The organism is Nostoc sp. NMS7 (assembly GCF_017115085.1).
GTDB lineage: Bacteria > Cyanobacteriota > Cyanobacteriia > Cyanobacteriales > Nostocaceae > Nostoc.
This window is the reverse complement of the sequence record NZ_JABXKJ010000088.1, coordinates 1-26,360: the sequence shown is the minus strand read 5'-3', so window position 1 is coordinate 26,360 and position 26,360 is coordinate 1. Positions and strand designations below refer to the sequence as shown.

33 protein-coding genes and 3 pseudogenes are annotated in these 26,360 nt (G+C 40.4%); 16 read left to right on the top strand and 20 right to left on the bottom strand.

Features of this window, described 5'->3' with window-relative positions:
• Positions 1–173: 173 nt before the first annotated feature.
• The 3 genes and pseudogenes from HWQ38_RS09275 to HWQ38_RS09265 form a co-directional block, all read left to right on the top strand.
• A pseudogene (locus HWQ38_RS09275) lies at positions 174–362 on the top strand (hypothetical protein); the annotation flags it as partial.
• Positions 339–1,055, top strand: coding sequence for a WD40 repeat domain-containing protein (locus HWQ38_RS09270; protein WP_292792518.1), 717 nt, complete (start codon positions 339–341; stop codon positions 1,053–1,055). The pseudogene HWQ38_RS09275 and the gene HWQ38_RS09270, both read left to right, overlap by 24 nt.
• A 239-nt stretch (positions 1,056–1,294) precedes the next feature.
• The gene (locus HWQ38_RS09265; protein ID WP_292792514.1) at positions 1,295–1,483 is read left to right on the top strand and encodes a hypothetical protein; all 189 of its coding nucleotides are present in this window, start codon (positions 1,295–1,297) and stop codon (positions 1,481–1,483) included.
• Between the two features lie 30 nt (positions 1,484–1,513).
• Here HWQ38_RS09265 and HWQ38_RS09260 read toward each other — a convergent pair whose 3' ends face one another.
• Complete coding sequence (locus HWQ38_RS09260; RefSeq protein WP_292792512.1) at positions 1,514–2,983, bottom strand: ATP-binding domain-containing protein; 1,470 nt, start codon at positions 2,981–2,983, stop codon at positions 1,514–1,516.
• 292 nt (positions 2,984–3,275) lie between these two features.
• Positions 3,276–3,896 carry a nuclease-related domain-containing protein gene (locus HWQ38_RS09255; RefSeq protein ID WP_292792510.1) on the bottom strand — a complete coding sequence of 207 codons (621 nt, stop codon included), beginning with the start codon at positions 3,894–3,896 and terminating at the stop codon, positions 3,276–3,278.
• Between the two features lie 302 nt (positions 3,897–4,198).
• Between HWQ38_RS09255 and HWQ38_RS09250 the strand changes: the two genes are divergently transcribed.
• From HWQ38_RS09250 to HWQ38_RS09235, 4 genes are all read left to right on the top strand, one after another.
• Positions 4,199–4,348, top strand: a complete 150-nt coding sequence (locus tag HWQ38_RS09250) for a hypothetical protein (protein ID WP_292792508.1) — start codon at positions 4,199–4,201, stop codon at positions 4,346–4,348.
• 88 nt (positions 4,349–4,436) lie between these two features.
• Positions 4,437–5,207 carry a hypothetical protein gene (locus HWQ38_RS09245; RefSeq protein ID WP_292792506.1) on the top strand — a complete coding sequence of 257 codons (771 nt, stop codon included), beginning with the start codon at positions 4,437–4,439 and terminating at the stop codon, positions 5,205–5,207.
• Between the two features lie 109 nt (positions 5,208–5,316).
• The gene (locus HWQ38_RS09240; RefSeq protein WP_366933262.1) at positions 5,317–5,739 is read left to right on the top strand and encodes a YgjP-like metallopeptidase domain-containing protein; all 423 of its coding nucleotides are present in this window, start codon (positions 5,317–5,319) and stop codon (positions 5,737–5,739) included.
• 28 nt (positions 5,740–5,767) lie between these two features.
• A complete protein-coding gene (locus tag HWQ38_RS09235) occupies positions 5,768–5,902 on the top strand; it encodes a M48 family metallopeptidase (RefSeq protein ID WP_292792504.1) in 135 nt (44 codons plus the stop codon).
• 57 nt (positions 5,903–5,959) lie between these two features.
• Here HWQ38_RS09235 and HWQ38_RS09230 read toward each other — a convergent pair whose 3' ends face one another.
• The 4 genes from HWQ38_RS09230 to HWQ38_RS09215 form a co-directional block, all read right to left on the bottom strand.
• Positions 5,960–6,772, bottom strand: coding sequence for a hypothetical protein (locus HWQ38_RS09230; RefSeq protein ID WP_292792502.1), 813 nt, complete (start codon positions 6,770–6,772; stop codon positions 5,960–5,962).
• Between the two features lie 174 nt (positions 6,773–6,946).
• A complete protein-coding gene (locus HWQ38_RS09225) occupies positions 6,947–7,291 on the bottom strand; it encodes a DUF6527 family protein (protein WP_292792500.1) in 345 nt (114 codons plus the stop codon).
• Complete coding sequence (locus HWQ38_RS09220; protein WP_292792498.1) at positions 7,288–8,688, bottom strand: ThiF family adenylyltransferase; 1,401 nt, start codon at positions 8,686–8,688, stop codon at positions 7,288–7,290. Before HWQ38_RS09220 ends, HWQ38_RS09225 begins: the two co-directional genes overlap by 4 nt.
• Complete coding sequence (locus HWQ38_RS09215; RefSeq protein WP_292792496.1) at positions 8,688–9,419, bottom strand: multiubiquitin domain-containing protein; 732 nt, start codon at positions 9,417–9,419, stop codon at positions 8,688–8,690. The genes HWQ38_RS09220 and HWQ38_RS09215 overlap by 1 nt, the downstream gene beginning before the upstream one ends.
• 80 nt (positions 9,420–9,499) lie before the next feature.
• Between HWQ38_RS09215 and HWQ38_RS09210 the strand changes: the two genes are divergently transcribed.
• The 4 genes from HWQ38_RS09210 to HWQ38_RS09195 all read left to right on the top strand — a co-directional run bounded on the left by HWQ38_RS09210 (position 9,500) and on the right by HWQ38_RS09195 (position 14,064).
• Positions 9,500–10,588, top strand: coding sequence for an ImmA/IrrE family metallo-endopeptidase (locus HWQ38_RS09210; RefSeq protein ID WP_292792494.1), 1,089 nt, complete (start codon positions 9,500–9,502; stop codon positions 10,586–10,588).
• Between the two features lie 116 nt (positions 10,589–10,704).
• Positions 10,705–11,193 carry a hypothetical protein gene (locus tag HWQ38_RS09205; RefSeq protein ID WP_292792492.1) on the top strand — a complete coding sequence of 163 codons (489 nt, stop codon included), beginning with the start codon at positions 10,705–10,707 and terminating at the stop codon, positions 11,191–11,193.
• A gap of 449 nt (positions 11,194–11,642) precedes the next feature.
• Positions 11,643–12,947, top strand: a complete 1,305-nt coding sequence (locus tag HWQ38_RS09200; RefSeq protein ID WP_292792490.1) for an NAD(P)/FAD-dependent oxidoreductase — start codon at positions 11,643–11,645, stop codon at positions 12,945–12,947.
• Between the two features lie 355 nt (positions 12,948–13,302).
• Positions 13,303–14,064: a DUF6748 domain-containing protein gene (locus tag HWQ38_RS09195; protein ID WP_292792488.1), complete on the top strand. Its 762-nt coding sequence runs from the start codon at positions 13,303–13,305 to the stop codon at positions 14,062–14,064.
• A gap of 50 nt (positions 14,065–14,114) precedes the next feature.
• Here HWQ38_RS09195 and HWQ38_RS09190 read toward each other — a convergent pair whose 3' ends face one another.
• Entirely contained in the window at positions 14,115–14,621 is a 507-nt protein-coding gene (locus HWQ38_RS09190; protein WP_292792486.1) for a hypothetical protein, read from the bottom strand.
• 66 nt (positions 14,622–14,687) lie between these two features.
• Positions 14,688–15,396: pseudogene (locus tag HWQ38_RS09185) on the bottom strand (ISKra4 family transposase); the annotation flags it as partial.
• A 91-nt stretch (positions 15,397–15,487) separates the two neighbouring features.
• Here HWQ38_RS09185 and HWQ38_RS09180 point away from each other — a divergent pair.
• Positions 15,488–16,600 (top strand): IS630 family transposase, encoded by a 1,113-nt coding sequence (locus tag HWQ38_RS09180; protein WP_292792484.1) that lies wholly within the window; start codon positions 15,488–15,490, stop codon positions 16,598–16,600.
• Between the two features lie 13 nt (positions 16,601–16,613).
• On the opposite strand, the pseudogene HWQ38_RS09175 reads toward HWQ38_RS09180, so the two are convergent.
• Positions 16,614–16,742, bottom strand: a pseudogene (locus HWQ38_RS09175) (ISKra4 family transposase); the annotation flags it as partial.
• Between the two features lie 195 nt (positions 16,743–16,937).
• A complete protein-coding gene (locus HWQ38_RS09170) occupies positions 16,938–17,795 on the bottom strand; it encodes a nucleotidyltransferase domain-containing protein (RefSeq protein ID WP_292792483.1) in 858 nt (285 codons plus the stop codon).
• A 497-nt stretch (positions 17,796–18,292) separates the two neighbouring features.
• Here HWQ38_RS09170 and HWQ38_RS09165 point away from each other — a divergent pair, with 497 nt between their 5' ends.
• From HWQ38_RS09165 to HWQ38_RS09150, 4 genes are all read left to right on the top strand, one after another.
• Positions 18,293–18,595, top strand: a complete 303-nt coding sequence (locus tag HWQ38_RS09165; RefSeq protein WP_292792481.1) for a hypothetical protein — start codon at positions 18,293–18,295, stop codon at positions 18,593–18,595.
• Between the two features lie 18 nt (positions 18,596–18,613).
• Positions 18,614–19,297 (top strand): hypothetical protein, encoded by a 684-nt coding sequence (locus HWQ38_RS09160; RefSeq protein ID WP_292792480.1) that lies wholly within the window; start codon positions 18,614–18,616, stop codon positions 19,295–19,297.
• Between the two features lie 183 nt (positions 19,298–19,480).
• Positions 19,481–19,729, top strand: coding sequence for a hypothetical protein (locus HWQ38_RS09155; RefSeq protein WP_292792478.1), 249 nt, complete (start codon positions 19,481–19,483; stop codon positions 19,727–19,729).
• A 407-nt stretch (positions 19,730–20,136) separates the two neighbouring features.
• Positions 20,137–20,892 (top strand): TspO/MBR family protein, encoded by a 756-nt coding sequence (locus HWQ38_RS09150; RefSeq protein ID WP_292792476.1) that lies wholly within the window; start codon positions 20,137–20,139, stop codon positions 20,890–20,892.
• A gap of 135 nt (positions 20,893–21,027) precedes the next feature.
• Here the strand turns inward: HWQ38_RS09150 and HWQ38_RS09145 are convergent, their stop codons facing one another.
• The 10 genes from HWQ38_RS09145 to HWQ38_RS09100 form a co-directional block, all read right to left on the bottom strand.
• A complete protein-coding gene (locus HWQ38_RS09145) occupies positions 21,028–21,252 on the bottom strand; it encodes a hypothetical protein (protein WP_292792475.1) in 225 nt (74 codons plus the stop codon).
• Positions 21,253–21,300: 48 nt separating this feature from the next.
• Positions 21,301–21,858 (bottom strand): WGR domain-containing protein, encoded by a 558-nt coding sequence (locus HWQ38_RS09140; protein WP_292792473.1) that lies wholly within the window; start codon positions 21,856–21,858, stop codon positions 21,301–21,303.
• A gap of 122 nt (positions 21,859–21,980) precedes the next feature.
• A complete protein-coding gene (locus tag HWQ38_RS09135) occupies positions 21,981–22,295 on the bottom strand; it encodes a hypothetical protein (protein WP_292792471.1) in 315 nt (104 codons plus the stop codon).
• Positions 22,296–22,362: 67 nt separating this feature from the next.
• Positions 22,363–23,985 (bottom strand): AAA family ATPase, encoded by a 1,623-nt coding sequence (locus HWQ38_RS09130; protein ID WP_292792469.1) that lies wholly within the window; start codon positions 23,983–23,985, stop codon positions 22,363–22,365.
• A complete protein-coding gene (locus HWQ38_RS09125) occupies positions 23,982–24,194 on the bottom strand; it encodes a hypothetical protein (protein ID WP_292792467.1) in 213 nt (70 codons plus the stop codon). Before HWQ38_RS09125 ends, HWQ38_RS09130 begins: the two co-directional genes overlap by 4 nt.
• Positions 24,195–24,276: 82 nt before the next feature.
• Complete coding sequence (locus HWQ38_RS09120; protein WP_292792465.1) at positions 24,277–24,480, bottom strand: DUF2997 domain-containing protein; 204 nt, start codon at positions 24,478–24,480, stop codon at positions 24,277–24,279.
• Positions 24,481–24,484: 4 nt separating this feature from the next.
• The gene (locus HWQ38_RS09115; protein ID WP_292792463.1) at positions 24,485–24,934 is read right to left on the bottom strand and encodes a DUF1257 domain-containing protein; all 450 of its coding nucleotides are present in this window, start codon (positions 24,932–24,934) and stop codon (positions 24,485–24,487) included.
• Between the two features lies 1 nt (position 24,935).
• Entirely contained in the window at positions 24,936–25,166 is a 231-nt protein-coding gene (locus HWQ38_RS09110; RefSeq protein ID WP_292792462.1) for a hypothetical protein, read from the bottom strand.
• Between the two features lie 62 nt (positions 25,167–25,228).
• A complete protein-coding gene (locus HWQ38_RS09105) occupies positions 25,229–25,429 on the bottom strand; it encodes a hypothetical protein (RefSeq protein ID WP_292792460.1) in 201 nt (66 codons plus the stop codon).
• Positions 25,430–25,551: 122 nt separating this feature from the next.
• Positions 25,552–26,360, bottom strand: an 809-nt coding sequence (locus HWQ38_RS09100) for a hypothetical protein (RefSeq protein WP_292792458.1), incomplete at its 5' end; no start/stop codon positions are given.

The following is a 26,360-nucleotide window of genomic DNA, read 5'->3' as shown; positions in this document are numbered from 1 at the left end:
ATTTTCTCATAAAATTTTGAACAACAAGATACATCATTGATTATTGTTACTAATTTGAGCAAGGCCAATCAAACACATTCTCGCTAATTGAATACGTATGTACTACTAGCTAGCGATCGCACTGTGCCAGTTGCGTAAGTCCTGTCTCTGATAAAGCTGATGGAAATAAACCTTACGTTAATGGAGTGAGTTTCAGTCCGGATGGCAAAATGCTTGCTATTGCTAGTGCTGATCAGACAACTCAATTATGGAACATTGAAGGTAAGAAGATTAAAACTCTCAAAGGACACGCTGGTGAGGTTTTCTCTGCAAGTTACAGTCCCGACGGCAAGATGATTGTGACTGCTAGTGCTGATAAAACTGCCAAACTATGGAAATCGGATGGCGAGAACGTTGGGACTCTTGGGGATAAACAGGGCAATCTGGGTCATCGTGATCGGGTAGTGGATGCCAGTTTTAGTCCAGATGGCAAAATGATCGCTACTGCCAGTGACGACAAGACCGCTAAAATTTGGAAATTGGATGGGACATTGTGTGCCACTCTAGAGGGACACCAAGATGAAGTTAATGGTATTGACTTTAGTCCAGATGGCAAAATGATCGCTACTGCCAGTGACGACAAAACTGTAAAATTTTGGAAATTGGATGAGGCTTTATGCCAGTCGCCAAACAGGACTCTCAATACCTACAAAACCTTGAAAGGTCATCAAGAAAGAATTATTAGTGTAAAATTTAGCCCTAATGGTGAGCAAATTGCTTCTGCCAGTTTTGATAAAACCGTCAAACTGTGGAACAAAGATGGGGACTTACTACGTACTTTTAAAGGACACAACGATTGGGTTTGGAGTCTAGATTTTAGCTTTGATGGAAAAACACTCGCTTCGACTAGCTATGACACAACTATTAGATTCTGGAACCTTGACAAAATAGAAACACAAATTTTAGATTTAGATGGCTGGTTAAAGAAAGGTTGCGCTCAAGTGAGAGACTATCTCAAAAACAGTAATAAGCTTATTGAGAGCGACAAACATATTTGTGATGAGAGCGAAAATTAAATTCTAATTATCATTAATTATTCTTGAATAAGGTATAGTGTCCAGCTACATTTGCAGATATTAGTTTTGGTTGGCAGAACGGTAGAAAGGAAAAGCTCAACAAAGTTAACTCGGTTCCAGGTGTAGAAGCCAAAGCCATTGATGAGGGTGTTCGTGCAACGTCTCGTAGAGAAGGTTCCGCCGCGCCTGTCACCAGCGCTGAAAAATGGTCGCATGAGGCGATTGTAGCGAGGTCAAATGTGCGACCGGAGCGTATGCAAAAACTCAAAGTTGCGGCGAATTCGGGGCAGAATCCGGGCTTTGACTTTTTGCAGGAGTGCTGGAGTGATGATCCGGCTTTGCAGATTGTGATTAAAAAGGTGCTAGCGAAGTTTCCGCAGTGGGGAATTGCTTGTGTTGATGGGGTGCTGGTGAATTGGGAGGATTAGCTAGGAGAGCGACAAGACCTTCAATGAATACTATGTCAATATTTCCTCGCCTATAACTCGTCCAAGAGGTTTTTTATAATTGAAAGTGAAAGTGTTACCATTTTTTACTGCTTGTCGCATCTCTTCGCACATTGGATATTCGCCTACACCACTCAAGCTTACCCAAGCCTTGGATCTGGTAAGTGCAACAAATAGCTGGTTACGAAGGCTTATGCTGCTTTCATTTTTTGCAATATTGTTAAAGCCTATTAGGTGTACCATATAAGCTTCATTACCCTTAGCTCGATAAATACGCGATACTGTAACAGCTTCTTCTTTCCAAAACTGGTTTGGTCGCTTGTCTTGTAGATCCACTTGCTCTGGAAATTGATTGCTGTTGAGCGCACTAGGAATATAAAAGTCAACACCATACTTTTGTAAAGTCTGGGCTGCCCTTTTTTGAAGATTAATACTTTCTTCCTGAGAACCCAACACAATTACCAAAATATCACGGCTAGGTTTTAATCCATCACAATAAATGTTTTGATGAATTTTTTTTCTGAGTGCATCAAGTTCAGCTTCGCAAGAATCATAAATATTAAATTCTAATAAATCTCCTGACCAAAAATGATGTACTGGATTAGGAGAATTTTTCAAAGGTCTGCTAATAGTAATTGGCTCACCTATTTTACGGAAGTCACCATCAATTTCATAGCCTATATGTTCCCAATCTTTTTTATTTGTAATTCCTGTTAGCATTCCTTCTGGACGTAACCATCCCATACCAATTGCATGAGCAGCAGTCAGAATATTTCCAGGTGTGCGGTAACAATGGCGCATTGCATAAGCTTTGCGGATACCTCCTTCATACCAAGCTCCTCCTTTTCCTCCGAGTATTTGGCTTAATTCTGCACCTAATACTTCCTTAGAGGTTGGAACACTCAAAGCATCAAGACTCTGCGCTTCATCGTATGCCCAAATTAAACGTCTGACATCTAGAGTATCCGGTGCAACAGGTCTAAGAGCTTGCCATGCCAGCCAGTAAATTGATTGCTTATCTTCAAACTTTAACTGTTGTTCATCTAAGGCTAAGTCTTGTCCTTCGTCAATTAAAATAGCATCGAATATTGGTTGAATGTGGTATTCACTCAACACCCTTTTGCACAGGTATGCTAACTTTTCAGGAGGATTACCTTTCACACGCTGATCATGAATTAGACTGATATTCTGCGTATCATGAATAGTCGAGTATAAGCCTGGTTGATTGTCTTCTCCCCAAGCGTGTAGTATTTTTAGCTTTGATTTCTCAGGCTCGTATTCAATTTCACCATTGGAGAAAAATTTCAGCCATTCATTTATTAAGTTAACTGCTTGGTCGTAGAGACTACGAGTAAAAAATACTAGAGCGATATCCCAATCTGGATGATACCAATGCATCCAAGCTGCCTTTTGACATAGCAATACAGTTTTACCAGAGCCAGCAATTCCTCGAATACGTTGAGGGCCAGGAGGAATTGACATTCCGATGTGAATTTGCTCAATATCTGTTGAACCTACCCATTGTTGTAATTTTTCAATTACCTGACGACGCGGTAATTTTGGATTAAGTTTTATTGGTTTATCTGTACCATCTGGGCGAATAGGAGCTATGGGGCTACAAACAATTTTTTGTAGTAAGTAAGTCGGTGCTAATATTTCCAGCTATGTTAAAGAATTTTAATGTAGGGTGTGTTGTCGCCAAGCGCCCCATCGTCAACAATCTCAAGGAAGTTAGCCTACGGCATAACACACCCTACAGCTAATTTATATTTCTTCATATACATTGAATTTTTTTCACCGACTTACTTAAGTTCCACTCTTTATCTGTTAAAGGTCTTCCTGGTTGAACTTGACCTGCATTTTGTATAATTCTTTGGACTAAATTAGTTTTGCTTAAATGCTCTTGAAAAAGAATAGGAGGACAGGATATCTGTTTATTAAATTCTTGTCCTATCCATTCTTTTTCAGTAATCGAAGGTAAAGCCACTAAAGCTCTTGCCCTTACTTTTCCTTCAAGTAATGAATGCTTGTTACAATAATTAACTAAGTGTTGAAGTTGGCTCTCAGCTTGTTTATAGGCATTTATGGGAGATTTATAAAAATTTTTGGTAAACCAGTCATAACCTTTTATATGTGTGATTTGGTTTATTTTAATGTTTTTAACTTCTATAACAATTACACCAAATTCCTGGTCAACAATTAATATATCTGGCTCATAGCATAATTGTTTATCTTTAATAAAGATAGGGTATGTCCAAAAGCATAAACAGTTTTCACGGTCATTAAATGCAGAACGTACAGCATCCCATATCTTTTGCTCTGCTTTTTGTCCAGGAAAGTAAATTGGTTCGGTAGTAATAAATTTCAGCTTATACTCTTGAGTAGCAGATACCATTATGTCTTACCTGATTTAATTTGCAGCCAATCATATAACCGCACTTAAATAAAATATATTTTACTTAACTCAAGTAAGGCTTCAGGGAAAACACGTCTTTTAGTAAATACTCTTATCTAAAAGCCACCGTAAAATTGCTGCTAATGCTAGGGCAAAAATTGCTCATTAAATAAAGGTAACAATTCCACTCCATCTGTCCCAAATCGTGAAAATGGTCGAGTATTGCGTAGGCGTAACCCGTCGTAGACATCGCTGCTCGGTCAAAAGCTAGATCCTGGTGAATACAGAAACTAAAGATAAAGATGGCAGAAATTTTTAAAGAAAATCCTGAGTTCGACTTCTTGCAGGAGTGCTGGAGTGATGATCCTGCCTTGCCGATTGTGATCAAAAAACTATTGGCAAAGTTTCCCCAGTGGGGTATCGCTTGTGTTGATGGGGTGTTGGTTGATTGAAAACCAAATTAATCACCAGTGGCATTACTGAAGATTTATCCCGAAAATGTAAGTTAATACTTAGTTATGCTTAAACCCTGAGTTATTTATGGAACCATTACATTACTTAATTTTCCACCCTGATTATGCAAGACAAAAAACTGAAGTTTATGGACAAGCTTTAATTAATACCCAAGTAACTGATTGGAAAGGCCAGGTTTGGGTGGATAGTCCGGGTGGAAATGAAGATCCATTTGTATTTTCACAAAAGTGGCTCTATTCATATTGTCATGCTACACAGTTAAGAAGAAAGCCTAAAAATAGCCCATACATTACAGGAGGCTCATATTTGTTCTTCTGTAACGGAGATGCCGCTGCTCAGGGAGTTATTCAATTAGATACAGTCTTTGTTATAGATCATACTGCCAATTGGCCAAATAACCAGCAAGGGCTACCTGAAGAATTTCAACAGGATTATAACAATACTAAATCTGACTTATGGGAAAGACATTTCAAGTATGCTTTTCTCGATCATCATAGAGGAACATACACTTATGTAAGTAGACAGTGGTGTGACAGCAGAGATGAATATTCTTTTTTGCCAATTTCTCAAAACGGCGAGAGAGTAACTTTTGATATCAATGTACTTACCCCTAATCTCAAATTCCTTGTACAAAGCAGAATAAAAGGTAAGTACCCAGTATCATTAAGCGTAGAATACAAAGTAGAATTATTGGAAATAACGTTATCTTTAACTAATGTTCAAGTAATTGGTAATCTGACTCGGCAGTACGAGAAAATAAACTCGACAGATTCTTGTAGAAGAAGTTGCAAAGGAAATTCTACAAGTATTGCAAAGGGTTCAAAGCAAACTTGTTAAAATACAATAATAAGCAGCTACATAGATTTGTACAAATTTTCGGTGATTACTCGTGTGTATGCTTGGATTAAGCTTTAAAACTAATAAACAAGCAGGACAGTTCTAAAAAATTATAGTTTTCCTCAACAGCAAACGCCGATGGCTATTCAATGCAGTTGAAGATTGTCGCTCGCAGCATTCATCGAAACTCCCTCAGCATTACCTGAGTGGGACAAAAGTAATGTACCGAGGTCGCCGTCTAATGTTGCAGATAGAGTCAGCCGATGTAGAACAAGTGATTATCGCTTGCAGAAGTCGCTTTTTGATTCAAGTACCGTATCAGTTGGCTGGGGATGAAAGAGAAGATGCTATTGAGCAAGCACTAACTCATTGGAAACGCGATCGCGCTTGGCAGGATATTCAGTACTTCACCAAAGTTTATGCCCGTAAGCTAGGTGTTCAGTTACCACCTGTCAAACTTTCAGAACAAAAGCGAGTTTGGGGAACCTGCTCTAAAGATGGGGTAATTCCGTATCAACTGGCAGTTAGTTGATGCGCCTTTTTCAGTCTTGGAGTACGTGGTGGCACATGAGATTGTCCACTTGCTGCACCGCAATCATGGTGATGGTTTTTGGCAAGCTCTCTCATGTATCATGCCGAATTGGAGGGTGCGGAAGGCTCAACTGGAATCTTGGGAATTTATAGATTATTTGTAAAAAATTGGGAAGCCACTACAATTAGTGAATTAAGTAAATATTTCTTATGTCAAGGTGTTAGATTGGATCAGCAATAAAGCACATTCCATCATTAAGTAGTATTATTTCTGTATCATCTGGTGTTTCTGGCCAATTTACACGAAAGGTATCTTGCTTCCGAGTTGCAATAGATACTGTACTTTGCATATCTATGCTATATCCACGAATCAAAATTTCACGATCTTTCATAACATCTACAATATTTTTTGGAGGCTGATAAGCCAACCAAAACGCAAAAGGAAAATATTTCAAAAAGTCTCCTATAACAATGTGTTTACCTGAAACTAACCCGATTCCTCTTAAGATAACTTGGCGGTTTGCTGGGTATGGCCAAAAGTACAGCCTAAGATCGTTTGGCAAATCTAGCATTTCATCTAAAAAATATTGTCTCATTGCATCAACCATCGGTGCTTTGCGTGGTGAATCAGCCATATCATCACGAATTTCCGCAGCAAGCAAATGACCAATAATAGAACGTGCAACACGCTGCGGTCGTATTTCAACGTCAATGTTCTGTGGAAAAATATAGCGACTACGAAGCCGAATAATCCGGGCAACTTTACGGCTAAAATCATTTAATGAAGGGTCAAATTGTTTTCCAAGTCGCAGGTTATTGCATTTTTCACATAGACTCCGAAACTTTACACCGTTTTGGGATACCCTACAGATGCCTGGATTTACTGTATCTATAATTTGAGTAATACTTCTGATCCCTACTTTTTGAATATTAACACTACCCTTTGGTGGTATGTGATCATCTGTCAGTTTACAGTAATTATTACAAATATTACATTGACCGAATTTAGTGCCTTTTGTACGAACTTTGTTCATAACTGAAAATATATGATATAGCTCAATACAGTTCAGTTAAGCATTTCTTCCTTCTCTCTGTGTTCTCTGCGCCTCTGCGGTTCGTTAAAAAAAATTAATTTTCACAAAGAGTTTTAGCCTTAACTCAACCGTATTGTGATATAGCTCAATATTTTTTGCTATTTAAATCTCGCGTTAATTCTTAGAACACCAATGTATTAAACCTTTTTTCAAAAAAAAGTGACTACGACAATCTACTATACGCCAAACGGAAGGATGTAAACTAACTGTACCATCTACGTTTTCTGTTAAGTGCCACTTTGGTGAACCTTCTGGCATTAAGCTCATGTGTAACGTTGCACCACAGTTACAAGGGCAGCACATTGCAGCATACCAAAGATACTCACCTTCACCACCAATATAAACACATCTAGAATGCAGTTCATCAGGTAAATCCATTACCCACACTGTTCGTAGTGGCAGTGGTTGTCTTAACAACCATAGCTTCAGCACTCGACAGGTATAATAAAACCATTTCATACGAAAATTGCTTCTGTGTTACTTAGCTCAGGATTATCCAGTAGAGGAATTACATCACCCCGTCCTACGTGTTTTACTAAAGTTGGACAAGGAGTCGTCATTGGCTCAGTGTATAGTTGCATTTGACTAAAACTGAACATCAAAGAACTATATTGTGAATTAGGTTCTTCTCGGTAAGGATGTAATCTTGCTAAAAATTCTAGTACAGCAAATGACGCAATATTCATGTTGACACTAATAACAGCAGGTCGTTCATCTGGTGGCAATCCAGCAATATATTTATCACGACGTAGCTGCTCATACTCCTGCGGATTAATTCGTTTTAATCCAGCTGCTCGAACTTGCTCTAAAGTAAACATACCTCGGCTCCAAAGGCTTTGTCCTGGCTGAAGATATTGGATACCGCCACAGGATTGATCAATACCACCTTTCCCATCAGCCTCTAACTTCACACCCAAATCAAAGTAAGGTAGCGAGTAAAATGTTGCTAGACGATTTAATAGCCAACGACCATCAATCGTGTCTACACAACCAAAAACAACGTCACAATCTGCAAGCGATCGCACTACTTCAGAATTGAATAAGCTCGTAGGAAAAATTTCAACTTGAGTTCCTAAACCCATCAATTCTAGATTGCGTCGTGCCATCTTTACTTTCAGCATTTTTGTTTGGGCATCAGTTATCCAAGCAGGAATACGGTTTAAATTCTTTTCCTCAACATAATCAGGGTCAACCAACACTAATGCACCTACACCATAGCGTCCAAGTTGCTCGATAACCCAACTCCCCGTCCCAGAGCAACCAACAATACCAACTTTTAGACGTTTAAGCTTGGCAAACGTGTCTTCACCAAAGGTTTGTGCTGTTCGTTTAGCAAATTCCGGTACATTTTGTAAATCTGCATTAGCATAATAAAATTTCAAATCTTCCCCGACCACTTTCACAACGTTCAGCGATTCAAACATTCCTTCTGGAGATACAATGCGTCCAATAATCTGCTCATTGGGCAGCATAATTGCACTGGCATGGGGATAATCATCTTCCATCCAGCCATAGATAGAAGGAAATAGTTCACGGTCAGATTCATCATCAACTTCAGAGTGCCAAGGGTAATTCTGGGGATGCCCATGAATTTTAACAATTGCCATTCTTCGTCTTGAAGCTTCCCCTAGCAACGGAATCAATAGATCGGTTGACCAAGAAACGCGATTAGCTTCTCGAATTGAACAAGCTTCGTAAGGAACAGGGATAATTTTGTTGACAATCAGACGATGGCTTGTCGCTCCAGCACGACGACCACAAAGAGCGATCGCTACTGCTTCTTTACCATCAGCAGGCAGAACGTGTGCTTTAATTTCTGCCTGCTGTTGGTCAGTCATACTTAGAGAATATTTCATTACTTATTCACCTTAAGTTGTTCACATTCCAGCCAGTGTTCAACCAACCCTAAATGTGTACCAATATAGTCTTCTCCTGCCATCCAGGGATTAGCAGATGTACGGTGTCTTGACCAACGTTGCCAAGCTTTGCCATCAAAACTGTCATCGCGGATTGCTGCGATCGCTCTTCCATTACCTAACATCAAAGGAGGATGGAAATACACCATATCAAGCTGGGTATCGGGATACCCTGTATCAATCTGAAGATTTAAGTCAACTGTACTAACGTTATATCCATCAGGTACAGGAAAATTATAGACAATGACACGTCGCTTACTAGACTCAAGAACTGTTTCCCACAGTAAACCAGAAGCATTAAGATATTCTTCATCCACTTCAGGAAGGCGAAATTGACGACGAGCAGTATACCCTTCGGTCTGGTCAAGCGGTAGTGTTTGGAAGCGCTCTACACCTGGCGTAGCAAGGTTGACCGTCTCTTCTAGCCCAACTCGCTTCGTTTGCCCACCTCGAAAGTTCTGGTCAATACGGAACCGCTCTACTGGGGTTTTCTGTGCTAATTCTAGCAGTTCACGCCCTGTCATCGTTGAACGGGTTACAGTATAGAATTGCTTACCAATCCTGATTCTGTAACCACGGCATCTTGTAGGTGGTACTTTTCCTGATTTGGCAAATTCCTCTAGATCAATGATCTCATCAACAAATTGCTGTTCATCATCTACCTTAATCATGTTGACCTCTTTATTGAAACGTGTTTACAAACTAATTTATAAACCCTTTATTTGTAAACTGGTATAATTACGGATAAATTATGATTGGCAAAAGATTAAAGCTAGCAAGGCAAGGAAGTGGCTTGTCATTACGAGAACTAGAATCAAAAATTGGAAACTTAGTTTCTGCCCAGGCAATCGGAAAGTACGAACGGGACGAGATGATGCCGAACTCGACAACACTAATAGCTTTTGCTAAAGCACTAGGAGTTTCTGAGATATATTTACTGGGGCAAAGTGATCTAGAACTCGAAGGTTTAGAATTTAGGAAGAAAAAAATTACCAGTAAGAGAGAGGAGACTCATGTTGTAGGGGCTGTTCTAAGCCGCGTTGAACGATATTTAGAAATTGAAGAGATTATTTATACCCCAAATACAGAATGGGCCCCACCTCCCGAAGCTCCGTTCCATGTAAATTCACTTAGGGATGCCGAGTTTGTGGCTGAACGTCTGCGTATTTATTGGCAATTAGGGACTGACCCGATTCTTAATTTGGCTGAGTTTCTTGAATCTCAAGGTATTAAAATTTTGTCTCTATCCCTAAACAACAATGTTTCAGGATTAACCTGCTGGGTAAAACGCCGTAACCGTAACCAAGTGCCAGTAATTGTCATTAATGCAGACGATAATGGTGAACGACAACGCTTCACATTGATGCATGAACTTGGGCATATGTTACTCATTACTTCCCCTAACCTTGATGTAGAGAAAGTAGCTCATCGAGTTGCAAGTGCATTTCTCATGCCAGCTTCAATTTTATGGATTGAAATTGGAAAGCATCGTAGTCGCTTAACAATTGCAGAGCTTGCTCAGTTAAAGCAATTGCTAGGAGTTAGTATGCAAGCATTAACTTACCGATGTAAAGATTTAGAAATTATTGATAATTCAACTTTTCAAAGTTTATTTGCTGAATTTGGGCGAAGAGGGTGGCGGACTCCTCCCTATGAACCATTTCCAGTTCCTAAAGAAGAAGCACACCGCTTTGAACGGCTTTGTTTTAGGGCTTTAGCAGAAAATGCTATTTCTGAAGCAAAAGCAGCAGAACTGTTAGGTCTATCAGTGTGTGATTTGACAGCCAGAATGGATTCTGCTCAAAAAGAATCTGTTCCAAATTCTGATCAGCCTAAGTAACTTTACGTCTATGTTACTAAAATAGTTGTTATAAAAATGTCTTCTTTTGTAAAATTAAGAGTTTAATATGTGAAATTTTATTTCTTGAAAACACTTATTGTTTTAACTAGAATGTGATGCGATTGTTGATATCAAACCCTTCAATATTGATAACGCTACAGCGAGTAGGGTTTCTTGAGCCACTGTTCAACTTACCTATTGAAGTCAATGTCACTGATTTTCTTTATGAGCGTGAATTAAAAGATTACGACGGACAAAAATTACTGAAGCTAGGTTTACAAATTCAATCACTTGAACCAGAAATGGCAACTTTTGCAATTCAGTACTGTCGAAGTTATACAACTCTATGCCAGGATGAAGGTTATGCATTTGCCTTAGCTCAAAAGTGTGAATTCATTCTTTTAATAATTAATCCTGAGTTAGCAAGATTAGCTGCAATGGAACGTATCAAACATTACTCATTAAGTTTGTTGCTTAAGTTGATGCTTGATCGTCAAGTGATTAGCCAAGACTTTGTTCAACAGGGATTGTCCAATATTACTGCAATGACTCGTTGTCATTTGTTAAGGAAGGAAGCAGAAGATTGCTTATCTAAAATCATTTGACTCAAATACGTAAATACATAATCTTAAAAAATACAAAATATACTTCTGATACTCTACTCATGTAAAGTGCTTATCTCTAAGAGGCTAATCAAACTCGGTTTATTTATCAGTCTTAACAACCTTCTAAAAGGTTGTTTGAAAAGTGTCCATTGTTGTAAAACATATCAGTAACGATGCGATTGCGTACATCATACCCCCACTTAGAAGCTGCGCCATTCCACCACCTTTGCCCCGGTGACTCTAACATTGGCAGTTCCAGGTATTCATCACGCCATGCCTATTGGGAAAATGTACCTGGGACGATAAGCTCTCGCTTAAGCCTTTTCCTTAAGAGCGGGAGGCTGTGCCAATGGAGACAAAGACAGCGAACGCCTATCGCCTTTGGGTGCGACTAACATGAACATAGAGTTAGTACAATTAAATGGGACTGAAATTCTCACTACAGTTTCATGCGAATTAATCGTTTAACCTATGAACCTTCAATCCGTATTGGTATCGTTGGTGCTGGATGTACTGGTTTAACGGCTGCCGAAGAATTACGTGATCTTGGATATAAAAATATCACCATCATTGATGCCAAAAACCGCGTAGGTGGTAAAACATATTCAATTAGGTACGCAGACGCAAGTCCTCAAGCCCGTGGTATTTACGAGGGTGGAACTGTTTGGATCTTACCTAGCCCCCTGTACAAAAAATACAGAAAAAGGTATGGGATTTCTCCATCGCTTCATGTGATGCCACGGGTGCAAGTATTTGACTTAGCTACTGGCAAAGTTACTAGCCCGTTTTTAGTAGAGTCCAAACATTCTTTATTGGGCCGACTTTGGCAGTTAAGGAAATTTTTCCAAGAATTAGACAAGTATACTCGGTATTCAGATCCAGGCTATATCAATCCTGCTTACCGGGGTATGAATGAATCCTCGCCTCAGTGGTTTAACAAACAGGGTTTAAATTTTATTCGAGATGCTTTAATGCCGATTGCGAATGCGGCACAATTTGGACATTTGGAACAAGAAGCTTCTACTGCTTATGTGATTCGGCTACTGGCATTATTGAACCGTTGCAATTTCCTGAAAAAATTGATTCTGAATATGCCTCAATTGCAAGAAGGGAATCAAGAATTATGGAATCGTTTAGCAGCAACTCATAACTTGTGTCTAGGACAAACTATTGAACGTGTTTCTCGTGGTCAAACAATTCTGGTTAAAACTGCCTCAAATCAGTGGGAATTTGAGCGTTTAATTTGGACTGCTCCTGTAGATGACTTTCTTGGCGTAGCTGATGCCTCTCCTGAAGAAGCAGATATTTTTTCTAGGGTACGTACCATTAAAAGAACAGTTATTACCTGTAAAGTAGAGGGTTTACCTGCAAACATTTTCTACGTTATCAGAAATACTTTAAGTCAGCCTTTACCAATTAGTTATCCATTAGCTATCTACGAGGTTGATCCAGGCAGTAAAATCTACAATTTTTATCCATTCATGGATGAAACGACAACTGTTGAAGAGTTGGAAAGCAACGTAGCCGATTGTGTCAAAAAGCTCGGAGGTACTCAAGTGACACTTATGGGGCAACCCTTAATTTGGAAGTGGTTCTCTCATTTTTCAGCCGAAGACCTCAAGGATGGTATTTATCAACGATTAGAAATGTTGCAAGGTAATCAAAACACCTACTTTGCTAATGAAATGACTGCTGGGGTGAGCGTACCTTATGGTATGGAATATGCGGCTTATTTAGTGAAACGCTTCTTTTAAGAGTGGACATACTTCCTGCAATTGAATTGAGGAAATGTCGCAATTGTAGGAGGAGTGCTGGACGGCTGATCCTTATGGTTCCCTCTGACTTCTGCTTTGGGGCACAGTACTTTTATCTCTGCGAAGAAAATTCTGTCTGATGGCCTTTAGTAGCAGTTCTGAATCCCCACTGGTTGCATTCTGACGGATGTATTCACAATAGCTGAATTCTTCTTCAATCATTCTGAAAATTGTAACAATTCGCTAAAAAATCTACATAGATTGTAGTGGTATAATTTTTTTGTATTTGGCAGTAATTTTTTCAACTCTTATTCTAACAAAAGTATTGAACCCTTAAACAAAATTTAAACCTCCCATGAACAAAATATCGCTTAACTACAAATACTCAATCATTTCTCTATTAAGTGCTTTAGTTATTAGCAACGGATTTTTCTCCAAAGTATCTGCTCAAAACATTTCTCCTCCAAACACTACTGATTCTGTTGCCGCCACTGTCGAAAACCAAGAGTTTCCACAGTGGGGATATTACATGGTGCGAAGAGATTTTCGCAAATGTGCTTCTCCAATATGCGGTGGATATTTTATCAAACAAGTCAACTTGAAAGCTACTCCTTGCTTAGATGGTGTTTTTCGCTCCGAATGCTATGTGTCTGCAATTGATTGGAGTTCCCTGAAAGTCTCGCCTTACGAACTAATAAAAATTCAAAATGATGATGGTAGCCGTGTGATTCTCAGAGGTAACATCGTTCCAGTAACATTTTCTGGATTCGGTGAGTTTGGGAATTTGAGAGTAAAAGAAGCCTTCTATGCGGCGACAAATACCCCAGCAAAAGGTACTTTTGTGGCACTAAAAGACAATGGCATTCGTTGCATCACAACTCCTTGCTTCTCCACAGATAATCTGGTTCTAAATAAGCCGAAGATTTCTCAAGTCTCGTCAATCGATTTGAGTCAAACGGGTGCAACACAAAAGCAACTTGACGCAGCAACAAACGAAATTTTTGGTAAAGGTTTGATTGCTGTAGGTAAAACTGAGGTAGTAGAAAACGTAAATCCAACCAAGAGAGATACTAAGTTTGTGGCTACACAATTTTATTTGAGAGTGGAACCGAACTAAAGAAATAAGGTTATTTTTGCCACTGGCTCATCCTAAAACTGTGCGATCGCCTATCTCAAAGAAGCGTTACGCACTTGGAAGGGAATCAAGTCAACGGAAGCCGTGTTTGTGGCAGCTTGCAAGGAAGGGAGGAAACCGGAGGCACAACAGGCCAAGTCTACTGTGATGGCGCAAGCGTCCACCGTAGGTGTTCGCTCACTTTGAATGGGCAAGGCGGCAAAGGATTGTGATTGTGATTGCGCTGTCTGGCGAAACTGTGTACACGCCCCAAGGTGAGGCAGTGGAATTACAAGAGATGATGCGACGGTATCCGATGTGTGGGAGACTCCCGCTTTTTCAGCGATTACTATCGCAGTCGGGTAGATCGGCTTCAGGTTTTCTTCGAGCCAAAGCATATAAACAATTGCGCTCCTGAAAGCATCTTCTAAACCATAGTTGGATGCTTCTAGAGTGTCTTGGAGTTGCTCGTCACTGAAATTTACACCGAGCGATCGCAGGGCTGGAGCGTACAAATCAAATAATTCTTGTTCTACTGAATCGGCAGACCAGAACCACATAAGAAAAAGAAAACTCCTGCTGGGTGGCTAAATAAAATGGGAGCATCCACTTTTGGCAGAAACACTCAAATAGCAAGTAAACTTAGCTTGTTTGCCTCGACAATTATGAAATAAAGCTTTAGCTTCTTGAATTTGACCCTGCCATAAAAGAGTTTCAGCTGTTTTGAGTCGCTTTAAAGAACCACCCACCGATGTATTGATTTTCCTTGAGATGATACCAATCTAAAATTTCCCAACACTCAAAATTCTCACTTTTACCAAACTCTTTGACGAGATTCCATACACCATCATGACCATCTCCTAAGCAGACTAACGGGTTAACTAGACGCTGGCTATTGACATAATCAATTAATGATTGGTTGTCATCAAAAAACGCACCATAGTAAATCCCTTGCAGACGAACCGTTTTATAGTCTCGCCAATGACAGCCTGCTTTCGGCTTACCTCTAAGTCGAACTTTTCCTCCATCTACGCTTACTTCTGAAACTGATTGTAATGCTACGGGTAGTTGAAAATCTTGTGACAGCACTAGTTTTTGTTGCGTTGAGTGACCAACTTTCACTCCTGTTAATGCCTCAATCTCGATTTCTGCTTTTTGATATGATTCATTGGCTGATAGCCTCAAACAACACTTTTGAAGTAATGGACTTAACCTACTTCTTGCTTTTAAACCTAGTCTTTGTAGCTGTTTGGCTTTAAGAGTCAATTCCCCTACTATGCTTTTAATTTTCCTGGTTTTACCTACTTTTGTTCCAGTTTTTTGTTCGATAAAAAAAGGGCTATTTCTGGGCTGACTAGTTCTAATAAGCTGTTCCACATTTAAGTCGCATAAAATAGCAACAAGATAAACCAAGCGTGTGTGCATCATGCCAGTAAAAAGATTCCTGAAAGCGGAACAGAGAGAAAACTTACAAAAAGCAGTGAGAGAAAGTGATTGTGCGTTGGTCAGAGAAAGAGCATTAATGTTGCTGCTGATGAACGATGGAAAGACTTACATAGAAATTAGTGAGTTTCTCGGATGCGGACTGAGGACAGTAGTATATTGGTGTGTGCATGGAGACCCAGATAATATAGAAAGTCTCAAAGATAAACGTGCTAATGGAAACAACTTGAAAACTACGGATGAGTACGTTCAATTGTTAATGGAAACAATTGAAAAACTACCAACAGAGTTAGGATATGAATTTGGGAGATGGACAGCAGCAAGATTAGCGACTTACTTGGGAGAAAAAACAGGAATTAAGTTAAGTGGAGAACAAATCAGGAGGATATTACTTAAAAAAAAGTACGTTTACCTCTGGGCTAAGTATAGCTTAGAAGATAAGCAGGATCTATCTAAAAGAGCAGCATTTAAGCAAAAATTAGAAGGATATCTAGAAGTTTCAAAGTCAGAACCAGCAAAGCTTCAGGTCTGGTTTTGGGATGAGTCAGGTTTCAGCTTAAGAGTAATTCGACGAAAAAATTGGAGCCAAAAAGGTCAAAGGAAAAAAGTTACAGGACAACGTAGCAGTGGCAAAGTAAATATAATGGGAGCAGTAAGATTTCATGACCACAAAAGAATGTGTTTTTTTGTAGAGAAAGGAAACGGTGATATTTTTTATCAGCAATTACAACAATTATATGAACAGATAAAACAAGAATGGGTAGAGCAGGGTAACGCCTCGGAAGATTTTACTAAAAAAGGGCCAAAAATCATGATTATTTTAGATAATGCTAGCTATCATAAAAAGAAAATAATCTTAGTTGAGATTGAAAAAAACTTACCAAATATTCAACTGTATTTTCTACCTCCCTATAGTCCTGATTATAATCTAATCGAGTTAGTGTGGCACTCAGCTAAGGAATATATTGCTCATAGATTGTTCCAGTCAGTTGAGCAATTAAAAAATTTATTAGACCGCTTGCTAAATCAAGGCGAATTAATTATTAAATGGCATCGCAAAGTCAAAAACAAAGGTAATGCTGTTATAGCAAGTTAAATGTGGAACAGCTTACTTGACTGCGAACTGTTTTTTCTATGCCTTTGAGGTCTGTCAGCTTACTTTTGTCTGCTTCTTCATACAGCAGTTTTGACAATTCTTGTAAGCAGGCTTTGATCCGTTCTTGTTTCTCTTGGTTCATTGTCAGCGATCGCACAGGGTTATTTCCCTTTACATTTTCCCATAAATGATAAATCTTCCAAAACTGGATGCTCCCAATAAAATTTAGCATTTAGCGTGCTTCGTGTTGATGTGGGGACAAGTAGCGATGTCTACGACGGGCACGCCTATGCAAAACTTCGGTCAACTGAATTTGAATAACTCAATCGCCATAAAATTACATTGATAATCGCCGATTTCCATACCATTGACTCAAGTCATCCTCAATCGCCTCAAGAATAGTGATCGCTTGAGTTATCGATTTTGAAGAAGCAACTAAAAGTGCAAACGCTTGCTCAACCCGTTGTTGATAGTCAGTAGGGCAAATAGCAAATGTACTTGCGATTGCCACCGCTCCCTTTTCATTCAACAGGTAATCTTCATTGAGGGCGAATAAAACCTGATTCATACACGCCACACTGCGGAAACAACAACCTGCTGCGTAAACAACATCATCGCGCGCAATCGCTTTTTTTGCAACCACCAGCGAGAAACTGATTTCCCAGGCGAAAGTGTCAATAGTTGCGTGTTTGAGCCTAACTGGATAAGGCTTTGTTTTGAGCTTCAAAGCTTCTAAAACACCATTAGGGTCGTAAAGCACCTGACAAATAGCAATTTCGCCCATATAAATCGAGGATACAAAACCATGAGGATGCCCTGGTTGATAATCAATAGTAATTTGTCCAGCATGACAATCATTAATCACACGATTGACCTTCGCCAAATCACGATAGAGAAAATCTACACCTATACCTTGAACTTGTAGCCAACCGCCGCCGTTAATCCACTTCCCCCATCCACCAATCGCAGTAATCAAATTGACACGACCTTTATCATCAAGCTCAGAGGCGAGGCGATTTAGAGCAATTAAATCGGGCGGTTTTTCTGAATTATAATAAATTCCCAAATCCACATCTGAGAAGTTGGTGTGGTTGCCCCGTGCCCGTGAACCGCCCAATGAGATGGCTGTAATTCCCTCAATTGACCGCAAATTTGAAACAATATGGTTGATCAATTGAGGCGATTCCTGATTCATAGAGCGATTATTAGATTTCCATCACTGTCATTTTATATTTTAAAGGCATCGCTACTTAAATCGATAATGCAATTGATTCGTTTGGACTCAGTGCCATTATGAAAGTATAATTTCTGAGCCGCGCCTGTCCCCAGTGCTGAAAAATGGTCGAGTGAGGCGATTGTTGCTTTTGTCAAATATGCGACCGGAGCGGATGCAGAAACTCACGCGTTGCAGGGAATTCGGGGCAGAATCCGGGGTTTGACTTCTTACTGGAATGTTGGAATGATGATCCGGCGCTGGTGATCGCAATTAAGAAGTTGCAGGCGAAGTTTCCGCAGTGGAATATCGTTTGCGTAGATGGGGTGCGCTCTGCTTCGGCTTGTCGCTTTCCATCACATATCTCAAAGAACCACTCCGAGCAAGGATTGGGGTCAAGTCACCAGAGGCTGTATTTGTCGCTGCTTGTAAGGAGGGAAAAAGCCAGAGGCAGCACAGGTTAAATCTGAGATAACGGCTTGGCGCTGACTTCCTGTGACATTGGTTTGGGTATAGGTCTGTTTACATCTCTGAAATTGACTCACTTAATTTCGGCTTATCGTCTTCAAGAAAATCATTTATTAAAATTATCTCAAGGAATGGGTTATTCTCCCACAATCCTAAATTTTTTTCAACAAGGTAAAGTTCCTGAGAAAAAATCTTGGGCAGAAAAGTTGTTGCAGTACTACCAAAAATGCCAGATGGATTCAAAAACACGTCGCTTGCATGTAGCATTTCAAAAAGGTGTAGAGTTAGCTTTAAAAGAACTCATCGCTCAATAAAAATTATTTATTTTCCAAATGGATAGTAGCCTAATTTCTGAAGCTATTGAAAGATTGAACCAAATGGCTCGGCTCAATGTTCAAATCAGTTGGCGGTATTGCTCCTCAGATACTCCCGATGCCAATATCAGCATCTCTACACAAATTTTGAACTGGCCGATCGCTCAACTCAATGTCAAAGGACACATTACCATACCTGCTGGTGGTCAAGTGTTATGGCTTGCTCAACAATTTATTATCCCTGAAGATTTGCATGGCTATCCTTTGACTGATTTAGCATTACGCCTGGGGTTAACTTGGTGGGCAAAAGATGTCAAAATTTTTGTGAATGGCTCTCTAGTACAATCAGGAGATTTGTTCGATGCCTCAACCAGGGTATTGCTGATTCCGTCTGTGAAAACAGGTGAGGAGATTATTGTTGCATTACGCTTGGTAAGTCCAGATAATGATCAAGGTGCATTGATGCGATCGCACCTTGTATATGAGTCTAACAGTGATGAGCGCCTTGACCCTGGTTTTGTCGCTGATGAGTTAACTATCTTGCAGCGCTATCTAGAAACCGAAGCACCAGAAAAATTAGACAGTATGACACTTGCTGTCACTCTAATTAATTGTGCAGCTTTGCCAGATGGTCAATTCTTTGAGCAATCACTTGCAATTTTACGCCAAAACCTAGCTAACCTGTCAAGTAACGAGACGTAAATTAAGAAAGTTACCCGTAATAACAGTTTTGTTTCTCTGTCTAACTTCTCTAAATGTGCGCCGTAGTTATCAACCAGTTGGTTAATTAAGTCTGTTTGTCCGTAATAAGTAACTAAGTCTGTTGTCATTTTCTTCGCCTTATTAACTATGTTAATTGGTTGCTGTCAATTACTAAAAAAAAGAGTGATTATTGCCCCCATAGGATTAGGGAGCAACCGTGAGGAAGCGAGAGACTGTTTTGAAGGCACTTGTTCCGCCGCGTCGCCTGCCCAAATTGAAAAATCTTCAACTTCAGCGATTGCAGATCAGAAAATAGAATCGAGTCGCCCGTCTGCTGAGTTGATGACTGAAAATTCGGTTTCGAGTGTAGAAATCAAAGCAGTTGATGAGGGTGAAAATTCCGCCGCGCCCGTGTCAAATGCTGATAAATGATCGCATGAGGCGATTGTAGCTTTTGTCAAATATGCGACCGGAGCGTATGCAGAAACTCACGCGTTGCGGCGAATTCTCTTCAGAATCCGGGCTTTGACTTTTTGCTCTCGTGCTGGAATGATGATCCGGCGGTGGTGATCGCGATCAAGAAACTGCTGGCGAAGTTTCCACAGTGGGGTATTGCTTGTGTGGATGGGGCGTTGCTGAAGTGGAATGAGTAGCGATCGCCTACGACAACCCTTTCAGGGAAAGCAGCCACTTGGTAAGCCTAACAGTCTCTCGTGAATTCACCTTTTTCGCCGCCATTTATTTTTATTTACGCTTTGAAAAAACATTATTTGTAAGTGTTAGACTATCAGATAATAACTGATTACTAATAATTACAAACTACGCACAATCTCTTAATTATGAATGAATCCAATAATCCAGGAATACTTGAAAAGTTTGTCAATACAGTCATGGGAGTAAAAACTGGTAATCAACAACGGTATCCAAATACATCAATAGCTACGAGACAAGAACTAGATATCAGAGCAGTTTTAGTTTATACACTAGGGACTATTCTACAAATCGTAGTCATGATTCTTGTGTTGCTGGTCATGGGAAAATTAGTAATTATGATTGATAATAATTATTCTTTTCCCACTTGGTTTAGCACTTTATTTACTGGATTATTTTTTGCTATATTAAGTATCCGTTCCCGAATTTTTTCTCTTTTAGATAATACTCGTTCTCGTCAGACTTATGATCAGGTAATCAGACCAAGATGGTCTCCTCCACCTTTAGTATTTCCCATAGTTTGGATGATAATCGCCGTTTTGCGGGTAATTTCTTCTGTATTAGTTTGGCAGCAGATGAATCATCAATTTTTAGTGCTACCTTTAATTTTATTTGTGGTACATCTGGCTTTAGGGGATACTTGGAATACGATTTTTACTGTAGAACGGAGATTAGGTGCTGCTGTCCCTGTAGTTATTTTAGGTCCTTGGTTATCTGCTGTAGTGGTGACGGCAATTTATTGGCAAACTAATCCTCTAGCAGGAATGACTTTATCATTTTCTTGTGTATGGTTAACTGTGGCTGCTGTATTGGTATTTAGAATTTGGCAATTAAATGGCTTGGAGCCATTGTATCCTTTAAAATTAACACCTGTGGAAAAATAAATATTCAAATTCACCAAGACAAGAAAGCAATGAAAAATCTCACTTGACTTTTAAGTAGATCATTCAACATACATAAAAAACGGTAGGTTAATTAAAAATCTACCGTTTTTTTGATTTTAAATTTCTATTTTTTATTTAGCCAAAAGCTAATTGCTTGGCATACTCTTGTGCTTCATCTCCAGATAAAGGCTGAAAATTTCTAATTAGCGCTGCTGCATGAGTTCCTTCGGCGCTAAAAAGCAGGGAATAGCAATAAGGTTCAGGTAGTCCTGGCTCTTTCATTTCTGCTATCCACAACCAACTTAATTCTTCGTCCTCTTCACATGAATAATCGTAATGTAGTATTACTGTATTAGACATTCTTTTTGCTCCTATTTTTATCAAAAGCTTACATCCGGGCCTTTAAAATTACAAATGTCGCCAGAAATTCTTACTAATAGTCTTGAGACTGACTACCTTGGGTTCTACAGTACTTTGTGGAGTAGCAACAGCCACCGCAGCAACTTGTGGCGCAGAGGTAGTTAACAGTGAGTTGAGTAACTCTCGCTGATAGTCGATATCTGCTACTGTGCGGTAAACTCTGTGGTAGTCAATTTGCATCCCTAAAGGTGTTGGAACAATTTTCAGATATTCATTAAGAGCAGATATGTAGCTATCACCAAAATTCTGGAGAGCAACAGCCGGACGTATAGTATTCAGCAGTTGTATCGCTCGTCTAATATCTGGAATACTACGCTCACCATCCATCTGTGGCTGACTTTCGCTGTAGCCTTTGCCTTTCTTTTCTGCTACCAGATTATGAAATTTAGCGACGGCTCTTTGATGATTGGCTAATGTGTGGACTTTCGTTTGCGCTTGATAACCGACTCTGCCCCACTGCACTGTTAAATTACCATCTTCGACAATGGCCGCCCAGAATTTATTGCTGTTCTGAATTGCGTCAACAAAAACTAAATAGATTTCCATGTTTCTTACCCTGTCAATTCACTAACTTCTGGGCATTGCCCCATCAAAGCAAGGTGTAGTGTTCTCTTAATGGCTGGAACAAAGCCAAACTGGTAACTAGGGGGGACTATAGAGAAGGAATGTTAATCAATATTGTCGCTTTGGCTGTTATACTCTTCCACTGTTAATTGCCAGCGTTTTTCCCTCTCTCGATATATCTGCTCTATCTGTTCAGGAGTAGCGACAAAAACATCGACTATTGTTAATTCAGCAGGGTGTCCCGAATGCTGCCAATATAAATTCCAGTACTCTGCTTGCCTGTCTGCCTCTTCTTTTGTAAATTGCTGGGCATCATCCAAATCAGGTAAAAATAAATTATCGTTAAGAAAGTAGTAACCTTCCTCTTCAGTACTTTGAACTACAATAAACAACTCACAATGCAGACTATTTTCAAACATTTTGACCTCACTTGAATTCTATGCAGCAGGCGATCGCCCCCATAAATCAGGGGACAATCGCTTTCCATCAATTCATATTCCGAAACTTAGCAGCACGCAAGGATTGAGTTTTCGCTGCAACCACAGGACTACTAGCCCCTCGTGCGGTCGATGCCCAAGCCTGCATACGCTCGACTGCCGCCGCATCCTGAATTGCAAGCGGGGTAATGGTTTGACGACAGGTTTCGAGGTCAGCAAGCGTTACCTGCTGCGGTCGTCCTTCGTCAAAAGCCAGTAGTGCCGCTTCTGCTGCTAGAGTTTCCAGTTCCGCTCCTGAAAACTTCACGGTGTTTGCAGCGATCGCTTCCAGATATTCGTCTTCGACCGCAATACCAAAACGCTCCAGGTGAATTTTCAGGATTTGGCAGCGTTCTGGTTCACTGGGCAAATCAACGAAGAAATTTTCATCAAATCTTCCCTTCCGTTTCAACTCACTGGGCAGTGCAGATGGGTCGTTACACGTTGCTACAACAAACACGCCAGCCGTACACTCACTCATAAATGTGAGCAGATTTCCCAGAATACGCTGGGAAACTCCTGAACTATCGCCACTACCGGACAAGGCTTTCTCTATTTCATCAACCCATAAAACGCAGGGTGCGATCGCTTCGGCTGTTTTCAAAGCACGTCTAACATTTCCTTCAGATTCACCAACCAAAGAACCAAGGAGAGACGCAATATCTAGTTGCAGTAGTGGTAGGTTGAGAATAGTAGCAATGTTTTTAGCAAGTAAACTTTTACCAACTCCGGGCGGTCCAGCTAGCAGCACACCTTTGGGCTGTGGCAGATGAAGCGATCGCGCTTCTTGGGTGAACAGTCGCCGCCGCCGAGTTAACCACTCGCGCAGTAAATCTAATCCGCCAAATGGGATAGTCGCTGGTTTACCCAATTCGATACCCATTTGAGCCAGAAGTCGGGTTTTGTACTCGACTATCAGAGGCGTGATTGTGGCATCAATCAAAATACCATTTCGGCTCAAGCGCTCTTTGACTGTTAGCCTCAGAAAATCGCTGACTTCTTCTAGTGTCAATCCCAGCGCTGCCCGTGCAAAGGTTTCTTTGTCTTCGTAATTCAGGGACACCCGAAATGTAACATCTTGTTCACTAGCTGATTCCTCAAGAAAAACTAAATATGACTCGAAGTGGTCTTGAATTTGATTTACGGTGGGTAGTGGTACTTCACACCAGGGGATGAGCCTTACCAAAGAATCGTGTAGTTCAATGTTTTGACCCAGCAGCACGATCCGTTTTTCTGTGGGTTTGAGCCGGTGGTAAAGGTTTTTCACTCTGGTCAAGATTTCCCAGGATAACTGCGGTGAATTCTTGCCAACAAATGGGTGTATGTCTCCCAGAATAAACACCCCAGCACCATCAAAGTTATTGATGTAGTCGAATACATACAGCAGTGGGTCAGCGTGTGGTGGTTTCTTGTACTCTGGCACTGGCTTGAACACCAGCCCACCATCTTCAGCAATCAAACATTGCTCCAGGCTGGATACTCCTAAATTCCAGAAGAATACCGGACTGTTGAGTTGGTCTTTAACTTCAACAGTGAGCCACTGAATGATAGTTGCCTCATCAGGTGACAGAACATCAACTGCGGCGATTGGGATTTGTGAGTCGAGTGTGCTGATTAGGTTTGATAATTTCATAGTTGTAAATTTTGATATGGTAATGGCGCTAGTTCTTCGTGCGTATTAACAAGTCTCACGACTACCTCATGAAGTTCGGCATCGCCGTTAAAAATCTCCGCAGTTCCATCACTGAACGCGATCGCCGAAATCAAAGCATTAACAAGCACACACAAGCATAGATGTATTGCCTTTGATGACGATTGCTTCTCTTGTTTTCGTCGCAGCATAAATATGAACCATCGCGTATTCTTTTGGTAATTCGTTCATGATATTTTTTTGGGGGAACTTTACTGATTCCCCAACTTTTTCTTACTGTCGTAGTCGTGTTTGATGAGTTGAGGTCATGCGTTGCGTTTGGGCTTCGGGCTTAAATTCACGTTCGCCCTCTACAACCCCCAACGCCTCTTCAAATGGTTGAGTCGCTTCCAGGCAAGACAGCCCTTCAAAACCCGAAGCTTCTACCTTCACTTCACCCGTAACTTTGTCAAAATGTATAAGTATTGAGCGTTCCATTAATTTATCTCCGTGCAAATTGTTTAACTTCTTGATGTCCGGCGAAAGTCAGTCTTAGGGTTTGCACCTGACCAACACTTGTTTCGGTTATGGAACAAGAGCCAAATTTTTCTCGTAACTCTTCAGCCTTGGCTAAAACCATTCTTCGTCCATAAGCTGGCATTAGCTGATTGGAATAGAATTTTCCTCCCAGTCGCTTGATGACCTCGTAATCGTCTTGGATCATCTCGTATACCCCATTATCTTGATTCCACCGAAATCCAATGTCTGCACGAGCTTGTATAATGCGACCCTTGACGATAATTTCAGCACTCTGTCCTTGAGAATCGCCGTAGTAACCTTTTAATGGCTGTGGAGTTTCGTGGACTTGCGGTGATAGCTGTAAATCTTGTAACGCTTGCACCAAACAATCACGGTTGGCAAGTTTAGTTTTGACTGTTGAAAAATGCGACATCTTATCTCCTAATAGTTTGAGTCGGCAATAATACCCGAACAGTAGTGACAGAGCCGTTGCTCCCGGTTGCAACTACTTCACCTCCGAGTTGCGTAGCAAGTTTTGGAATGTATAAATTGATGTACTGCTCTTGCAATTTTGGTACGAACTGTGACCGAACAATTCGCAATTCGCAATTCGCAGTTCGCAATTGCGGACGTAATTGAATAATTGCTTCATCCTTCAAGGTCATGGCACTTAATTTTAATTATGTAAAAATCAAAACACGTAGTACCAGTATCCAAGCCCCTAACTTTAGTTATGGGTTAATAATTGCGAATTGCGAATTGCGAATTGCGAATTGGTATGAGCTACTTGCTCTCGCTTGTCCCCTTCATATCCGTACAAATTCACTGCTTTATCATGAATTTGGGGATAAAAGCCCAGTCTTTGGAGAGCTTCAATTAAACATGATTGGTCTTTAAACTTGACTGCAATTTGAGAAAAGTGTGACATAGTTTATCCTTAAGAAATAGTATTGTGCGCTGTGAATACTGAGATGATGACAACGCACTTTTAATCAAAAGTATTGGTGATTTTAAAGACTTGAGCGATATTGAATCACTCAAGTCTATTTTTTACCGGAACTTAAACGACATCACGGTAGCCTTTGACAGTCCCACGTCACCAGTCGCTAGCTGTTGGAGATTGCGTTGTTCATCAAGCAGTTTGGCGCGAATATCATCCATCTTTTGCTGCAAATGACTACGCCCATCACTACCAAGATTCTTCGACTCAATCGCTGGGTCGGTGACAATCGAATACATTTGCTCCATCATCTGCTGTAAACTACTGCCAGCTTCCGGTGAGGCATTTGCCAGTAACACCCGCACTTTCATCAGATGTTTCTCCATCTTCTTTTTGAACTGGACTGGCTTACGTCCTGGCTCCCAGTCGCTCAATTCTTCAAGGAGTTGCGCCGCCAGTTGTTCACCGCCAGCTTGAGCAGATTCCCGTAGCCTTTGCTCTAGATTTTGGTCATACTGTTGAATGAACTTGGTAATCTGGTCTAGACACTCGGCTTGTTGTTGATTGAGTTGTTCGGACAAAGCGGGTATGATCACCGGACGACCAATAACGACTTGCAAATAGTCTTCAAGGTCGGTCAGAGTCGGAAATGCTCTTAGCAAGTTAGCTTTGACTGATTCTTGCTTATCCTGCGATAATTCCCAAGTATTAAGTGAGAGAAACTGGTCAATTCGCTCTTGATAATCTTCGAGTCCTGCTTCGTAATCAACTTTTAATTGATTCCGTAAACCAGGGGCAATGTTGTCTCTAATGTTGATTAACTGACTCCAAACGAGTGGAGCCAAATCAATCGGACAAACCCAGTCACCAGTATCAGCAGACATCCATTCTTGAACTGAAGCAATCTCTTGACGCAATT

Excerpts from the sequence above, each read along its gene's own strand:
- HWQ38_RS09260 (WP_292792512.1), bottom strand. The coding sequence starts at position 2,983 with ATGTCAATTCCTCCTGGCCCTCAACGTATTCGAGGAATTGCTGGCTCT.
- HWQ38_RS09255 (WP_292792510.1), bottom strand. The coding sequence starts at position 3,896 with ATGGTATCTGCTACTCAAGAGTATAAGCTGAAATTTATTACTACCGAA.
- HWQ38_RS09250 (WP_292792508.1), top strand. The coding sequence starts at position 4,199 with ATGGCAGAAATTTTTAAAGAAAATCCTGAGTTCGACTTCTTGCAGGAG.
- HWQ38_RS09245 (WP_292792506.1), top strand. The coding sequence starts at position 4,437 with ATGGAACCATTACATTACTTAATTTTCCACCCTGATTATGCAAGACAA.
- HWQ38_RS09230 (WP_292792502.1), bottom strand. The coding sequence starts at position 6,772 with ATGAACAAAGTTCGTACAAAAGGCACTAAATTCGGTCAATGTAATATT.
- HWQ38_RS09225 (WP_292792500.1), bottom strand. The coding sequence starts at position 7,291 with ATGAAATGGTTTTATTATACCTGTCGAGTGCTGAAGCTATGGTTGTTA.
- HWQ38_RS09220 (WP_292792498.1), bottom strand. The coding sequence starts at position 8,688 with ATGAAATATTCTCTAAGTATGACTGACCAACAGCAGGCAGAAATTAAA.
- HWQ38_RS09215 (WP_292792496.1), bottom strand. The coding sequence starts at position 9,419 with ATGATTAAGGTAGATGATGAACAGCAATTTGTTGATGAGATCATTGAT.
- HWQ38_RS09210 (WP_292792494.1), top strand. The coding sequence starts at position 9,500 with ATGATTGGCAAAAGATTAAAGCTAGCAAGGCAAGGAAGTGGCTTGTCA.
- HWQ38_RS09205 (WP_292792492.1), top strand. The coding sequence starts at position 10,705 with ATGCGATTGTTGATATCAAACCCTTCAATATTGATAACGCTACAGCGA.
- HWQ38_RS09200 (WP_292792490.1), top strand. The coding sequence starts at position 11,643 with ATGCGAATTAATCGTTTAACCTATGAACCTTCAATCCGTATTGGTATC.
- HWQ38_RS09195 (WP_292792488.1), top strand. The coding sequence starts at position 13,303 with ATGAACAAAATATCGCTTAACTACAAATACTCAATCATTTCTCTATTA.
- HWQ38_RS09190 (WP_292792486.1), bottom strand. The coding sequence starts at position 14,621 with ATGTGGTTCTGGTCTGCCGATTCAGTAGAACAAGAATTATTTGATTTG.
- HWQ38_RS09180 (WP_292792484.1), top strand. The coding sequence starts at position 15,488 with ATGCCAGTAAAAAGATTCCTGAAAGCGGAACAGAGAGAAAACTTACAA.
- HWQ38_RS09170 (WP_292792483.1), bottom strand. The coding sequence starts at position 17,795 with ATGAATCAGGAATCGCCTCAATTGATCAACCATATTGTTTCAAATTTG.
- HWQ38_RS09160 (WP_292792480.1), top strand. The coding sequence starts at position 18,614 with ATGGATAGTAGCCTAATTTCTGAAGCTATTGAAAGATTGAACCAAATG.
- HWQ38_RS09150 (WP_292792476.1), top strand. The coding sequence starts at position 20,137 with ATGAATGAATCCAATAATCCAGGAATACTTGAAAAGTTTGTCAATACA.
- HWQ38_RS09145 (WP_292792475.1), bottom strand. The coding sequence starts at position 21,252 with ATGTCTAATACAGTAATACTACATTACGATTATTCATGTGAAGAGGAC.
- HWQ38_RS09140 (WP_292792473.1), bottom strand. The coding sequence starts at position 21,858 with ATGGAAATCTATTTAGTTTTTGTTGACGCAATTCAGAACAGCAATAAA.
- HWQ38_RS09135 (WP_292792471.1), bottom strand. The coding sequence starts at position 22,295 with ATGTTTGAAAATAGTCTGCATTGTGAGTTGTTTATTGTAGTTCAAAGT.
- HWQ38_RS09130 (WP_292792469.1), bottom strand. The coding sequence starts at position 23,985 with ATGAAATTATCAAACCTAATCAGCACACTCGACTCACAAATCCCAATC.
- HWQ38_RS09125 (WP_292792467.1), bottom strand. The coding sequence starts at position 24,194 with ATGCTGCGACGAAAACAAGAGAAGCAATCGTCATCAAAGGCAATACAT.
- HWQ38_RS09120 (WP_292792465.1), bottom strand. The coding sequence starts at position 24,480 with ATGGAACGCTCAATACTTATACATTTTGACAAAGTTACGGGTGAAGTG.
- HWQ38_RS09115 (WP_292792463.1), bottom strand. The coding sequence starts at position 24,934 with ATGTCGCATTTTTCAACAGTCAAAACTAAACTTGCCAACCGTGATTGT.
- HWQ38_RS09110 (WP_292792462.1), bottom strand. The coding sequence starts at position 25,166 with ATGACCTTGAAGGATGAAGCAATTATTCAATTACGTCCGCAATTGCGA.
- HWQ38_RS09105 (WP_292792460.1), bottom strand. The coding sequence starts at position 25,429 with ATGTCACACTTTTCTCAAATTGCAGTCAAGTTTAAAGACCAATCATGT.